Annotated in this window: 10 protein-coding genes; 3 read left to right on the top strand and 7 right to left on the bottom strand. The window is 68.3% G+C overall.

Going from position 1 to position 13,244, the window contains the following annotated elements:
• Positions 1–28 precede the first annotated feature (28 nt).
• Positions 29–853 carry an MBL fold metallo-hydrolase gene (locus BLT27_RS06915; RefSeq protein WP_089732316.1) on the bottom strand — a complete coding sequence of 275 codons (825 nt, stop codon included), beginning with the start codon at positions 851–853 and terminating at the stop codon, positions 29–31.
• Between the two features lie 99 nt (positions 854–952).
• Between BLT27_RS06915 and BLT27_RS06910 the strand changes: the two genes are divergently transcribed.
• Positions 953–1,318 (top strand): hypothetical protein, encoded by a 366-nt coding sequence (locus BLT27_RS06910; RefSeq protein ID WP_089732315.1) that lies wholly within the window; start codon positions 953–955, stop codon positions 1,316–1,318.
• 12 nt (positions 1,319–1,330) lie between these two features.
• Here the strand turns inward: BLT27_RS06910 and BLT27_RS06905 are convergent, their stop codons facing one another.
• Both BLT27_RS06905 and BLT27_RS06900 read right to left on the bottom strand, forming a co-directional pair.
• On the bottom strand, positions 1,331–2,671 hold the full coding sequence (locus tag BLT27_RS06905) for an ATP-binding protein (RefSeq protein ID WP_089732314.1): 1,341 nt from the start codon (positions 2,669–2,671) through the stop codon (positions 1,331–1,333).
• Positions 2,672–2,719: 48 nt separating this feature from the next.
• On the bottom strand, positions 2,720–5,077 hold the full coding sequence (locus tag BLT27_RS06900; protein ID WP_175526407.1) for a flippase activity-associated protein Agl23: 2,358 nt from the start codon (positions 5,075–5,077) through the stop codon (positions 2,720–2,722).
• A gap of 189 nt (positions 5,078–5,266) precedes the next feature.
• On the opposite strand from BLT27_RS06900, the gene BLT27_RS06895 reads away from it, so the two are divergent.
• Positions 5,267–6,457, top strand: a complete 1,191-nt coding sequence (locus BLT27_RS06895) for a thiolase family protein (RefSeq protein WP_089732313.1) — start codon at positions 5,267–5,269, stop codon at positions 6,455–6,457.
• Between the two features lie 361 nt (positions 6,458–6,818).
• Complete coding sequence (locus BLT27_RS06890; protein WP_089732312.1) at positions 6,819–7,589, top strand: ABC transporter ATP-binding protein; 771 nt, start codon at positions 6,819–6,821, stop codon at positions 7,587–7,589.
• Positions 7,590–7,614: 25 nt separating this feature from the next.
• Here BLT27_RS06890 and BLT27_RS06885 read toward each other — a convergent pair whose 3' ends face one another.
• The 4 genes from BLT27_RS06885 to BLT27_RS06870 form a co-directional block, all read right to left on the bottom strand.
• Positions 7,615–8,145, bottom strand: a complete 531-nt coding sequence (locus BLT27_RS06885) for a 2'-5' RNA ligase family protein (protein WP_089732311.1) — start codon at positions 8,143–8,145, stop codon at positions 7,615–7,617.
• 98 nt (positions 8,146–8,243) lie between these two features.
• Positions 8,244–9,047 (bottom strand): N-acyl homoserine lactonase family protein, encoded by an 804-nt coding sequence (locus tag BLT27_RS06880; protein ID WP_089732310.1) that lies wholly within the window; start codon positions 9,045–9,047, stop codon positions 8,244–8,246.
• Between the two features lie 58 nt (positions 9,048–9,105).
• Entirely contained in the window at positions 9,106–11,049 is a 1,944-nt protein-coding gene (locus BLT27_RS06875; RefSeq protein ID WP_089732309.1) for a cation:proton antiporter domain-containing protein, read from the bottom strand.
• Positions 11,050–11,171: 122 nt separating this feature from the next.
• A complete protein-coding gene (locus tag BLT27_RS06870) occupies positions 11,172–13,154 on the bottom strand; it encodes an AMP-dependent synthetase/ligase (protein ID WP_089732308.1) in 1,983 nt (660 codons plus the stop codon).
• Positions 13,155–13,244: the final 90 nt, after the last annotated feature.

Genomic DNA, 13,244 nt, shown 5'->3' with positions numbered 1-13,244 from the left:
TCGGGCACACGGCCGCGACTGTCATCCTCTACAGCTCGTACGTCTCCCCGTCGACCGCGATAGCGTCGTCGAACGCCTGCTCGACCGGGTAGAAGTGCGCCGCGTGGACGACCCGCGTCACGTCGGCGTCGATGTCCTCGCCGAGCGCGAGCGCTCCCTCGTAGGTCATGTGCTTCGTGCCGAACGTCCGGAACACGCCGTCCGCGTCCGGATGGTCGCCACCCAGGGGATGGTGCTCGCAGAGCGCCGCCGGGACGATGCCGTCGGCGAGCAGCAGGTCCGGGTCCCGGAGCACGTCGCGTGACGCCTCGCCCAGCGCGTAGCTCGTGTCGCCCGAGATGGCGAGCTTCGCGCCGGTTTCGGGGTCCTCGATGGCGAGCCCGTAGCAGACCAGCGGCGGGTGGACGACGGGGACGAGCGTCACCCGCAGACCGCAGGCCTCGAACGGCTCGAACGCCGTCTCGTGGTTGACCGTCACCGCATCGAGGTAGTCGTACTTCCGGTCGACGGTGTCGGCGACGCTCTCGCCCGTCTCGGGGTCCGTCTCGTCCGCTGCGTACACCTGGAGCCCGTCGAACAGCCGGTAGGCGTTACCGAGCCCGTCGAGGTGGTCGAAGTGGATGTGCGTGACGACCGCGGCGTCGGGCAGCTCGACGTCGTTGTGGAGGAACTGGTAGCGGAAGTCCGGGCTGCAGTCGACGAGCAGCGACTCGCCGGTGCGCTCGTTGCGGACGTGGACCGAGAACCGGGTGCGTTCGACGCCGCGCTCGACGGCCGCCTGGCAGGTGTCGCAGTCGCAGCCGGGGGTCGGCGTCCCCGTCGTGTCCCCCGTTCCGAGCAGCGTGACCAGCATCGTTCCGCCCTTTGCAGTCGGGAGCGAAAAAGGCGCGGGTTGGCGGTCGACAGGACCGTGACGCCAGTTTCTTGTCGACACGACGCCCGCTTCGACCCGATGGACGACGGCAGGAACGGAGCCGGCACGCTCACCGCCTCGCCGGTGTTCGAACTCCTCCTGTTGCTCCTCGTGGCGCTCCCGTTCGTCGTCGTGCTGGCCGACAGCGGGACCGTCGCGACAGGCCCGCTGACCGTCGCGGCGGCCGTCGGTGGCGGCTGGGGCCTGCTGGTCGGTCCGCGCGGTGACCTCGGCTTCGGCTGGGTCGACTGGCGGGGTCGAATCGCGGTGCTGACCGTGCTGGTCGCCCTGCTCGCGGGGACTGTCCACCTCGTCCACCCGCCGCTGTCCGTCTACGCGAGCGCATCGCTCGGCCTGGCAGGTGGAATCGCCGCCGTCAGAGTGGGTCGACTGGTCGCAGGATAGTCCGGACGACGGTCAGTCGTGGCTGTGGTCGTGGTCGTGCCCCGAGCCGTCGCCCGCGATGTCGCCACCGGCGACGAGCGCGTCGTGGTCGCCCTCGATCATGTCCATGTTCTTCAGGTTGTCCCGCTCCTCGAAGTCGGCGACCGCGGCCTCGAGGTCTGCCTGTGTCAGGGTCGTGCGCTCCTCGGTGAGCGCGTCGAGGACCGCCTCGCGCATGACCAGCCGGAGGTCGCTCCCGGTGAGCCCCTCGGTGATGTCGGCGATGGCGTCCGGGTCGAACTCCTCGATGTCCATCGCGCGGGTGATGATGCGGAGGATGTCAGAGCGCATCGAGTGGTCGGGCTTGGGGAAGTTGACGATCTCGTCGAAGCGCCGCCAGGCCGCGGCGTCGAGCTGGTCGGGGTGGTTCGTCGCGCCGATGAGCAGCACGTCGTCCTGGATGAGCGAGATGTCGTCGATGCTCTTCAGCAGCGTGTTGACGGCGCGCTTGATGGCGTTGTGCTCGTCGCCGCCGCGGGTCTTCGCGACGAAGTCGAACTCGTCCATGAACAGGATACACGGCGAGAGCCGCTTGGCCACCTCGAACGTCTTCTCGACGTTCTTGGCCGTCTCGCCGAGGTACTGGCTGGTGATCATCGAGAGCTTCACCTCGACGAAGGGGAGGTCGAGCTTGTACGCCAGCCCCTTCGCGGCGGAGGTCTTCCCGGTCCCCGGCGGGCCGACGAACAGCAGCTTGCCGATCTCGCGGAGGCCGATCTCGGCGAGGTAGTCGCGGTGCTCGATGGCCTTGACGACCTTCTGGATCTCACCCTCCTGCTCCTCGGTGAGGACGATGTCGTCGAGCGTCTGGTCGATCTCCTCGGGGGCGCGGATGTCGACGAGGTCGAGCATCTCCTCGTCCTCCTCGTCCTCGAACATCTCGTCGAGCAGCGAGTCGATCCAGACCCGGTCGGCCTGGATGGGTCGGTTCGCCTCGCGGGCCTCCTCGTAGGTGACGTCGTCGAACGCGTCGTCGAACTCCCAGGCGAGTGTCGGGTTGCGGCGGAGCGTGTCCGCGTCCACGCGCTCGAGGAACCAGTTCTCGGCCATCTCCGGCTGGGTCAGCTTCAGCTTGCCCGAGAACTCGTCGCGGTCGGTGAACAACAGCTCGGAGACCGCATCCCAGGGGTGGTCGATGCCCGTCGCCGCCCGGGTCGTCTTGTTCGTCACCGTGAGCGGTCGCTCGACCTCGCCGTCGGCGTAGAACACGCGCCGGAACCGCGGCGGGAGGTCGTTCTCGTCCAGCTCGCGGTTCTCGGTGTAGACGTCGGCGGTCAACAGAAACTCGACGACCGATAGCGCCGCGTTACTCATTCCTTCAGAGGTTGACGCCACGGCCGCTTAAGGCCGTCGGAGCGCCGATTACGACCCGAGAACGGAGGACTCGCTCGCTCCGGCCGGCCGCGCCGCGCGTCGGAGCCAGCCGTCGCCGACGGCGCTCCGGGCCACCGTCTGCCGGTGGTCGGTCCAGGACGTCGACGCCGCCACCGTCGACTGGGAGCGCTCGGGCGGCGGCACGTCCGCGGTCCCCGACAGCGCCGACTCGTTGACGTAGACGACGAAGGGCGTGCCGGGGCCGAGGTCCTGGTCGGTCCGGTTCACCGTGGCGAAGCGCTGGAACTCGCGGGCCTCGTAGCCCTGCTCGATGAGCCACTGGTGGATGTCCTCGGCGTCGTCGCCGTTCTCGCCGTTCCCGATGGCGACGACGACCGGCGCGTTCGTCCGGTTGACCTGTCGGAGCGTGATGGCCGTGTCGTAGACGAAGCTCTCTCCGTCGGTCTGGTTCGCGCGGTACTGGTAGGTCTCCATGTACCACATGAGCGTCCGGCGTTCGTAGTAGCCGCTGGAGGCCGGTGGCTGGAAGTCGTCGCTGATGTTCGACGTGTAGTACTCGTTGCCGTAGAACAGCACGTCGACGTCGTCTGGCCCGCCCTGCTCGCGACCGATGCGCTCGACGTCCTGCAGGGTGTCCTTCAGGTCGGTGCTGGAGGACTGGGCGTACTGGACGAGCATGTTGTCGGGGTCCTGGTCGTTCACGTACACCAGCCCGACCGCCGTCGTTGCGACCTGGCCGGAGACGAGCAGGAGGACGACGACCGTCAGCGCGACGCCGACGGGGTCGTCGTCGGTGAACGAGTCGACGCCCCAGCGGAAGACGATGCCGAGGCCGACCGCCGCGGGGATGGCCAGCGCGACGATGGCGTGGGTCGTCGCCCAGCCCGCGCGGATGTCCGTCGCGATGGGGTAGCCGAGCACGCTGACGAAGCCCCAGTAGGACGCGAGGGCGACGAGGTCGCGCGGGCCGTCGCTGCTGTAGCGGTCGACGACGAACCCGATGATAGCGAAGGCACAGAGCACGAGCGCGGCCGCCTCGAGCACGTTGACGTAGTGCTCGAAGAACGCGAGGTAGGAGTTGCCGTGGTCGCTCGCCCACTGACCGGTGAACTCCTCCCACGAGCCCACGATGGACTCCCAGACGACGGCGACGAACATCTCGGGGTCACCGCCGGCGAGCTGGCCGAGGGAGTTCCACAGCCCGATGTTCTGGCCCGCCTGCCCCGGCCCGGGCCAGCCCGCCGCGTTCTGCTTCGTGTAGCCACCGCCGCGTGGCGCGTAGAACAGCACGATGATGGCGAAGAACTCGACGACGAGGCCGACTGCGACCACGACGGAGGTCCAGCCCGTGCGCCACCAACCGATGTGCCGGTCGATGAGCGCGTTCACGTTCCCGCCAGCGAGCTCGCCCCACGAGCCGCGGAGGTCGAACGGCAGCACCCAGTCGAGGTAGTCGACGAACACGCCCCAGACCGAGAGGTCGTCGGTCACCGGCGCACGGAACAGCCGGTGGTCGAGCAGGAGTGCCGCTGCGCCCAGCCAGCACAGCGGGTAGAGCAGCGCGTTCTCCTTCGTCGTCAGGGCGAGCGCGAGCGTCGCGACCCCGGCGGCGAGGTACCGGCGCTGGCGCTCGTCGTAGTACCGCAGGAAGAACCCGACGGTGAACGCGACGAACACGACGAGCGGGATGTCCGAGCGCATGAACCGGGAGTAGTACAGCAGCACCGGGTTGAACGCCAGGAACAGCCCGAGTGCCACGACCTCGGTGTCCCGGAGGTGCTTCCGGTAGAGCCACGCGGAGAGCGGCAACACGGCACCGAGGATGGCGACGGGGAGCCGGGCGGTGAAGTCAGACGGCCCGAGCAGCTGGAAGACGTACTTGTCGACGTGGAACAGGAAGGGGCCGTGGACGATGGGGCGGTACTCGTACGCGCCGGTCTCGAGGTAGCGGACCACCCAGTAGGCGACCCGCCCCTCGTCCTGGTGGACGAGCCGCTCGCCGAGCCACGCGAGCCGCGCGGCCAGGCCGACGGCGACGATGAGCACCAGCGCGCCGAGCGTGCGCGGGCTCGACGGCCAGGGGTACTCGTCGTTGCCCGCGAGCCCGCCCGGCTCGGGGTCGGTGCTCCGGTCGTCGTCGGGCTCGCCGACGGCGTCGTCCGCCTCGGTGACGGCGTCGGCGGTCGTCCACTCACTCCACTCGTCGTCCGTCGCCTCGTCGTCGGCGCCGTCGACGGGGTCGTCGCCGACTGGCGCGTCCGGGTCGGCGGCTCGGTCGCTGTCGTCGGTCCCATCGCGGTCGTCCGTCGGGCGGGACGACGACCCACCGTCGGCGCGGAGTGCGTCCGCGGGACGGCTGGAGGGCGGCGTGGGGTCGTCGGTCATTACTCGCTTCCAGCGAGAGCGTGCCTAAACCCTTTTTGGGTTCCGTTCGGTGGACTGGTCGCCGGTATCCGACGGCGTGTCGGGTGGCTGGGACGATTCGGGCGGCTCCCGAGCGGGCAGAATAAACTCCCGACACGATTACTGCCCGTTCAGCCGTGATTTAAGGTGGTGCCTCCCCTCGCTACTGGTATGCCAGCGCACACGCCCGTCATCGCAGCAGCGTACCGGACACCCCAGGGTCGCCAGGGTGGCGTCTACGAGAACACCCGTGGCGAGGACCTCTCCACCCCGCTCATCGACGAGATACTCGCCGAGAACGACCTCGCCGGCGAGGACGTCGACGACCTGATGTGGGGCTGCGCCCAGCAGCGCGGCGAGCAGGACAACAACGTCGCTCGCATCATCGCGCTGATGTCCGAACTCGGCGAGGGCGTGCCCGCGACGACGATCAACCGCTGGTGCGCCTCCTCCATGCAGGCGGTCATCTCGGCGTCCGACGCAATCGCCGCCGGCAACCGCGACTGCATCATCGCCGGCGGCTTCGAGAACATGACCCGCGTGCCGATGGGCGGCGGGATGGACAGCCGTGCGTTCCACCCCGCGTTCCAGGAGATGTACAACATGGTCGAGCTCCAGATGGGCATGACCGCCGAGAAGGTCGCCGAGGAGTTCGACATCTCGCGCGAGGCCCAGGACCGCTACGCCGTCCAGAGCCACCAGCGCGCCGCCGCGGCCACCGAGGAGGGTCGCTTCGACGACGAGATAATCCCCATCGAGGCCGAGGTCACCGTCGAGGAGGACGAGGACGGCGAGCCCGTCGAGACCGAGACCCGGACCATCACCGAGGACGAGGGCATCCGCCCCGGCACCGACTTCGAGACCCTCCAGAGCCTCCCGCCGGCGTTCATGCAGGACATCACCGCCGGGAACTCCAGCCAGATCTCCGACGGCGCGGCCGCGACGCTCGTCACCTCGAAGGAGTTCGCCGAGGAGCACGACCTGGAGATACTCGCCGAGGTCGGCATGAACAACGTCGCCGGCGTCGACCCCACCATCATGGGTATCGGCCCGGTCCCCGCCACCCGCGGTCTGCTCGAGCGCAACGGGCGCGACATCGAGGACTACGACCTCGTCGAACTGAACGAGGCGTTCGCCTCCCAGACGGTGTACGCCCGTGAAGAGCTCGGCATCGACGAGGACAGCTTCAACGTCAACGGCGGCGCAATCGCCATCGGCCACCCGCTCGGCGCGTCCGGTGCCCGCCTGCCCGTGACGCTCATCCACGAGCTCCGCAAGCGCGGCGGCGGCCTCGGCCTGGCGACGCTCTGCGTCGGCTTCGGCCAGGGCGCGGCCATCGAGTTCGAGGTCGAGGGCGAATAACCGACTGACTCTGCGGTCTTTAGTCTTTTCGAGGTGAGGAGTGGCGACGCTTCCCGACCAGCTGGGTGGCGCGCGGCTGGCGAGCGTGCCGAACGCAGTGAGGCCGCGAGACATCCGCGCGAGGGATGAGAAGCGCAGGGAGCCTGCGACCGAGCATCGCAAGAGGCTGGCGAGACGCTCGGGGCTTTCTGGCTTGTATCGGGTCCAGTGAGTCTCACACGAGTTTTCTGGCTGTTTACGGCGACCGGCCCAGTATCGCGTCCACGACCGTCGACAGACAGGCTCCCACAGAAGACTCGACTTTTCACGCCCGGAAACAGCCGCGGAGCCTTCATACCGCCGGCACCCGAAGACGCCGACAATGACCGACGCGGCCATCGTCACGGACGGCCTCACGAAGGAGTACGACGGAGAACGGGCGGTCGGCGACCTCGACCTGCGCATCGAGAGCGGCGAGGTGTTCGGCTTCCTCGGCCCGAACGGCGCGGGGAAGACGACGACGATGCGGATGCTGACGACGCTGACCCGGCCGACCTCGGGAACCGCACACGTCGCGGGCCACTCCATCACGGACCGCGAGACGGTCACGCCGCACATCGGCTACCTGCCGGAGGAGCCGCCCCTGTACGAGGAGCTCACGGGACGCGAGCAGCTGGAGTACGTCGCCGGCCTGCGGGACATCCCGGACGACGAGGCCGAAGAGCGCATCGAGTCGCTGCTCGCCCGGTTCGACCTGCTCGACGACGCCGACAAGCGCGTCGACGCCTACTCGAAGGGGATGCGCCAGAAGACGGGCGTCATCCAGGCGGTGCTGCACGAGCCCGACGTGGCGTTCCTCGACGAACCCACGTCGGGGCTGGACCCGCGTGCGGCGCGCACGATGCGGGACACCATCGCGGACCTCGCGGACCAGGAGATGACGGTGTTCCTCTCGACGCATATCCTGCCGGTCGTCGACGAGCTCGCGGACCGCATCGGCGTGCTCCACGACGGCCGGCTCGTCGCGCAGGGGGAACCCGAGGAGCTCAAACGGCGCGCCGAGACGGGCGAGGCGGCCAGCCTGGAGGACGCCTTCCTCGCGGTGACGACGGAGGAGGCGGCGGCCGCGACGCCGGATTCGCCGGCGGAGTAGACGCAGTGGCCGGCCGCACGCGGCCTCACAGCTCCACGCGCGAGCAGATTCGCGTCTCGGTGCCGTTGGACTCCAGGTGCGCGAGGTCGCGGATCTCCATCTCCCAGTCGAACTCGCGGTCCGAGAGGAACGTCACCATCTCGCCCGCGAGCTCGGCGTCGAGGCTGTGGTAGGCCAGCGTCACGTGCGGGAACCACCGCTCGGGGTGGTAGTAGTCGTCGGCGCGGTCGGCGAAGTCGGTGAGCCGCGACCAGAGGCTGTCGTGGAGGTCGGCCAGCTCCGGCGAGCGCGCGACGGGCAGGTAGACGACGGGTGCGGCGGTAAAGACGCCCAGCCCGCCGGTCCGGACGGTGAACGGCTCGACCTCCGGGCGGACGGAGTGGAGCCGCGACTCCACGGTCGAGGCGTCGTAGGTGTCGGCGACGTGGTAGGAGACGTGCGGCGGCGGCAGCTCGGAGGCCGGGTCGATGCCGAACTCCGCCTCCAGGTCGTCCCAGATGTCGAGCACTCGCTGGTGGTGTTCGTCGGGCAACGTCGAGATGACTGCCGAATGCATCGTGGGTCACGCAGCCGCCGACGAGTCACTCGCCCGCCGCGTCGGACATGCGTCAGACGCTTCGGGTGTCCCCGAAATAACGCTGTCGGCGAACCTACCTATTCGAGCGCCGCGGGCGGCTCGGGCAGCGAGCCGATGTCGTCGGGGTCGTGGTGGACGTACACGTCGGCGTCCGTCCGGGCGGCCCGCCGCTTGATGGCCTGGATGGACTCGACCGAGTCCTCGAGCGAGTGCGCGAACGACGCCGCGAGCTCGCCCTCGTACCCCTCGCGGTGGTTCGCCGCGTCGACGGCGAGGATGACGGTCCCTGCGTCGGGCAGTTCGACCTGTACCGACTGGTGGCCGGGCGAGTGCCCGGGCGTCGGGAACGCCACGACGCTCCCGTCGCCGAACACGTCGTACTCGCCGTGGACGGCGGTCACGTCGTAGTCCATCCGGCGCAGGTGGTGGAAGTCGCCGGTGACGTAGAACAGCCGCTGGACCCCGTCCGGGTAGAACGCGTAGCGGAGCTCCTGCTTCTGGACGACGAACTCGGCGTCGGGGAACAGGTCGATGTTCCCCGCGTGGTCGGTGTGCAGGTGGCTCATGACGACGATGTCGATGTCCTCGGGTGCGTAGCCGATGCCGTCGAGCAGGTTCACGAGGTGCTGGTCCTCGCTCTGTTCCAGCGTCTCCAGTAGCGGGGCCATGTGCGCCGCGCCGGCCGGACCGTACGACGCCGGGTCGGCGACCAGGTCCGGGCTGACGCCGGTGTCGACCAGCACCGTCCCCTCCGGGTGCTCGACGAGGTAGGCGGGGCAGGTGCCGCGGTACGGCTCGCCCGGGTTCTGCATCTGCACCGCTGCGGAGAAGTCGAACGTCCAGTGGGCCGTGTTCAGCGTGTAGAGTGCCGTCGCTGACATGTGAACGTCTTGGGAGTGGACCTGCATAAAAGGGCGCTCGGTCCCGGGTGGGACGCCGTCAGTCCTCGGGATGGCAGAACGACATCGCCTCGCGGACGCTGTCGCGCTCGCCCAGCAGCGTGAGGTTGTCACCCTCCTGCAACGTGAAGTCCGCACCGGGGACCTCGACCTCGCCATCGCGGGAGACGAGGGCGATGAGACAGCCCGGCGGCAGCTCCGGTCCGATCTCGGACAGCGTCCGTCCGATGAGCTCGTCCGAGGTGACCGTTATCTCCTGGATATCACCCTCTTCACCGAAGTGGGTGATCCAGTCCGAGAGCGCGGGCCGTTCTATCTCGTTGTCGATGGCCCACGCGGTCGCCATCGCCGAGGAGATGGTCCGGACACCGAGATCCTCGAACGCCTCGACGTTGTCCGAGTTGTTCGCCCGTGCGAGGACGGTATCGACGGAGAACTTGCTGTTCGCGAGCTGTGCCACGAGGAGGTTCGCGTCGTCGTCACCGGTGGCGGCGACCACGATCTTCGCGTTGTCGGCACCGGCGGCACGCAACACGTCCGTGTCGGTGCCGTCACCCTTGTGGACGGTGAAGCCCGCCTCGCGGGCGACCTCCACTATCTCCGGGTTCTGTTCGATGATGACGACGTTCTCTCCTCGGTCGTCGAGGCGGTCGGCCAGCGAGCGGCCAACCTGTCCGCCTCCGATGATGAGTACACGCATTGGTATGACGTCGAGTAGCTCCGCTATCTGTCTGGCGAGTCCGGCCTCGAAGACGACGGTGACGAGGATGACGAGGAACACCGCCCCGACGAGGATGTCCGCGCCGGCCTCGTTGAACGGCACCGTGTTCGGGTTCTGGAGTTCGAGTGCGAACAACGTCGCGACGGACGCCGGAATGATGCCGCGTGGTCCGACGAAGCTGATGAACCAGCGCTCGGAGGTCGTGAACTGCCCGCCGGTCGTACTGGCGAACACCAGCAGCGGCCGGAGCACCAGCGCGACGACGAGTACCACGGCGATGCCCTGCCAGCCGAGCCCGAACAGCTTCTCGAACTCCAGCAGCGCCGCCAGCGCGATGAAGACGAACGAGAGGACGATGAGCGTCACGTCGCCCTTGAAATCCTCGATCTGCTCCTCGTACGGCAGGTCGGCGTTGCCGAGGACGATGCCGGCCGTGGCGACGGCGGCGACGCCGGCCTCGGAGAAGATCTCGTTGGCCACCGCGAACGCGACGACCGCGCCCGCAAGCGTCAGCAGCCGGGCGTTCTGCGGCGCGTTGTCCGGCGAGAGGTCGAGGTGACGAAGCACGTACCAGACGATTCCGGCGACCATGAGCCCGATGAGCAGCCCGGTGCCGAGGCGCTCGGCGAACCGCTGGACGTAGATCTCGAGACTCGACTGCTCGACCGAGAGCACCTCGAAGATGACGACCGCGAGGATGGCCGCGGTCACGTCGTTGACGATGCCTTCGGTCTCGAGTGCCGCCTCGACGCGGTCGCGCACCGCGACCACCTCGAGGATCGGCGTGATGACCGTCGGCCCGGTCGCGATCAGGAGCGCACCGACGAGTCCGGCGATGGCCCACTGGGTGCCGAGCAGGTACCGGACGGCGACGGTGGTCCCGACGAACGAGATGGCTGCGCCGAGCGTGACGAGCTTGACGTTCGCGGAGGGGGCCTCCCTGAGCTTGGATATCTTCAGGTGGAACGCCCCTTCGAAGACGATGACGGCGACCGAGAGGCCGACGATTGTCGACAGCGCGCCGCCGAACGTGTCCTCGGTGACGATGGGGTCGATGAACGTGACCCAGTTGCCGATGCCCTCGGGCCCGACGAGGATGCCGGCGATGATGAGGAACAGCACGCTCGGCGTGCGGAACCGGTCGCCGAGGATCTGCGAGCCGACGCCGAGGGCGACGATGAGCGCGACGATGAGCGCGAGGTGGCCACCGCTCTCGCCCGCGAGCACTACCCCTCCGAACACGTCGGTCACGGGGACACCCATGTACCCGGGTTGTTGGCCCCTTGGTGTATAAACAACCCGTTTGCGGCCAGAGGATTTCTGGACGACGTCCAATCGCGGCGTGAGCCGGGAACGAGGGTCGCTGTCGGCGTTCGAGCCCCGGATCAGTCGTCGGCTTCGGCTGCCTCGGCGCGCTCGTCGTCGCCGTAGATCTCCTCGACGAGCCGGTCGTAGCGGTCCTTGATGTTCCGGCGCTTCTTCTTCATCGTCGGCGTCAGCAGGTCGTTTTCCTCGGTGAACTCCTCCTCGACCAGCCGGAACTGCTTGATCTGTTCGTGCTTCTCGAAGCGCTCGTTGACCGAGGCGACCTCCGCCTCGATGGTCTCGTGCGCCCAATCGTCGTCACAGGCCGCGTAGTCGTCGTCGGGCAGGTCGACGCCCTCCGCCGCCGCTCTCTCGTGGAGGGCCTCGAAGTTCGGGACGACGAGCGCGGAGATGAACTTCTCCCCGTCGCCCATCACCATCACCTGCTCGACGAGATGGTTGGAGGCGAAGGCGTCCTCGATGGGTGCTGGCGCGACGTTCTTCCCGGTCGAGAGCACGAGGATCTGCTTCGAGCGCTCGCGGAACACGAGGTAGTCGTCCGGCCGCTTGTGGACGATGTCGCCGGTCTTGAAGAACCCGTCCTCGGTGAACGTGGCGTCGGTCTCCTCGGGCTTGTTCCAGTAGCCGTCGGTCACGTTCGGACCCTTGATGAGCAGCTCGCCGAGCTTGCCCATCGTGTCCGCGGTCTCGCCCTCGGGGACGACCGAGGTGTCGATGCGCGCGTCGATATCGTGGAACGCCGGGCCGATGGTGCCGATCTTGACGTCCTCCGGCGGGTTCGTCGACACGACGGGCGCGGCCTCGGTCAGCCCGTAGCCCTCGTAGATGGGCAGCCCCATCCCGTGATAGAGGGTGCAGAGCTCGTCGGAGAGCGTGCCGCCACCGCTGATGAGGAAGTCGAGGTCCCCGCCGAGTGCCTGGCGGACGTCGCTGAATACCAGCTTGTCGGCCAGCCAGTACCGCGTCTTCAGCAGCGCGCCCGGGCGGTCGGAGCGGTAGTACTCGCGGCTGACGCCGGTCGCCCAGTTGAAGATACGCTCCTTGAAGCCGCTCTCGGACGCCTGCTCGCGGATGGCGTCGTATATCTTCTCGTACACCCGCGGGACGCTCGTGGCCGTGGTCGGCTCGACGGCCTGGAAGTCATCCTTCAGCGTGTCGACGCTCTCGGCGTAGCCCACACAGCCGCCGGCGGCGAAGATGAGGAAGTGGCCAGCGAGCCGTTCGAACACGTGTGCCAGCGGCAGGTACGACACCGTCTGCGTGGTCTCGTCGACCGTCGGGAACCCGCTCTGCTTGTCCGGACGTGGCCCGTACCGCCGGTACGTCTGGTTGACGTTCGACCGGAAGTTGCGGTGGGTCAGTCGCACCCCCTTCGGCTGGCCAGTCGTCCCGGACGTGTAGACGAGGCTCGCGAGGTCGTCGACGTCGGTCTCGTCCAGCCACGACTCGAAGGTGTCGGGGTCGAACCGCTTCCTGCCCTGCTCGTACACCTCGCCGAGCGTGTAGACGCCCTCCTCGTCGTCGTACTCGGGCGGGAGGTCGTCGATACAGACGATGAAGCGTATCGAGAGCGAGTCGGACACCTCGAGCACCCGGTCGAGCAGCTCCTGGTTCTCGACGACGACGCCCGTCGCGCCGGGGTCGTCGAGCAGGTAGCGGACCTGTGCCGGGGAGGACGACTCGTACACGGTGGTGACGACCGCGCCGGCCGAGAGCAGGCCGAAGTCGCACTGTGCCCACTCCATCCGCGTGTCCGAGAACAGGCCCACCCGGTCGCCCGTGTCGACGCCCAGGGCCCGGAAGCCCGTCGCGAGGCTCTGGACGACCTCCCGCATCTCGGCGTAGCTGAGCGTCGCGTAGCCGTCGGTCGGTGCCTCGTCAACGCCACCCACCGAGGCGAGGCTGCGGTCGTAGACACCCCCCTTGTACTTCTGGGCCGGTCGGTCCGGGTGTCGGTCCGCGCTGTCGTGGAACATCCGTGCCAGGCTGTTCATGCCTGTCACGTCGTCGGAGAACTGTTGTTCTGCCTCCCGCCAATCCATGACTGGACACTAACACGGACGGTGCATGATAAAAGGTTATGGCAGTTTCGCCCGTTGCCGGCAGTTCAAGCGCCGCCGTCACCCTGTTCG

Origin of the sequence: Haloarchaeobius iranensis (genome assembly GCF_900103505.1) — an archaeon.
Taxonomy (GTDB): Archaea; Halobacteriota; Halobacteria; order Halobacteriales; family Natrialbaceae; genus Haloarchaeobius; species Haloarchaeobius iranensis.
The sequence above is the reverse complement of the archived record's forward strand: the minus strand, read 5'-3'. Positions and strand labels throughout refer to the sequence as shown.

Bases quoted from the DNA above. Each gene is read 5' to 3' on its own strand.
- BLT27_RS06880 (WP_089732310.1), bottom strand. From the start codon at position 9,047: ATGTCAGCGACGGCACTCTACACGCTGAACACGGCCCACTGGACGTTC.
- BLT27_RS06905 (WP_089732314.1), bottom strand. From the start codon at position 2,671: ATGAGTAACGCGGCGCTATCGGTCGTCGAGTTTCTGTTGACCGCCGAC.
- BLT27_RS06870 (WP_089732308.1), bottom strand. From the start codon at position 13,154: ATGGATTGGCGGGAGGCAGAACAACAGTTCTCCGACGACGTGACAGGC.
- BLT27_RS06885 (WP_089732311.1), bottom strand. From the start codon at position 8,145: ATGCATTCGGCAGTCATCTCGACGTTGCCCGACGAACACCACCAGCGA.
- BLT27_RS06910 (WP_089732315.1), top strand. From the start codon at position 953: ATGGACGACGGCAGGAACGGAGCCGGCACGCTCACCGCCTCGCCGGTG.
- BLT27_RS06900 (WP_175526407.1), bottom strand. From the start codon at position 5,077: ATGACCGACGACCCCACGCCGCCCTCCAGCCGTCCCGCGGACGCACTC.
- BLT27_RS06890 (WP_089732312.1), top strand. From the start codon at position 6,819: ATGACCGACGCGGCCATCGTCACGGACGGCCTCACGAAGGAGTACGAC.
- BLT27_RS06915 (WP_089732316.1), bottom strand. From the start codon at position 853: ATGCTGGTCACGCTGCTCGGAACGGGGGACACGACGGGGACGCCGACC.
- BLT27_RS06895 (WP_089732313.1), top strand. From the start codon at position 5,267: ATGCCAGCGCACACGCCCGTCATCGCAGCAGCGTACCGGACACCCCAG.
- BLT27_RS06875 (WP_089732309.1), bottom strand. From the start codon at position 11,049: ATGGGTGTCCCCGTGACCGACGTGTTCGGAGGGGTAGTGCTCGCGGGC.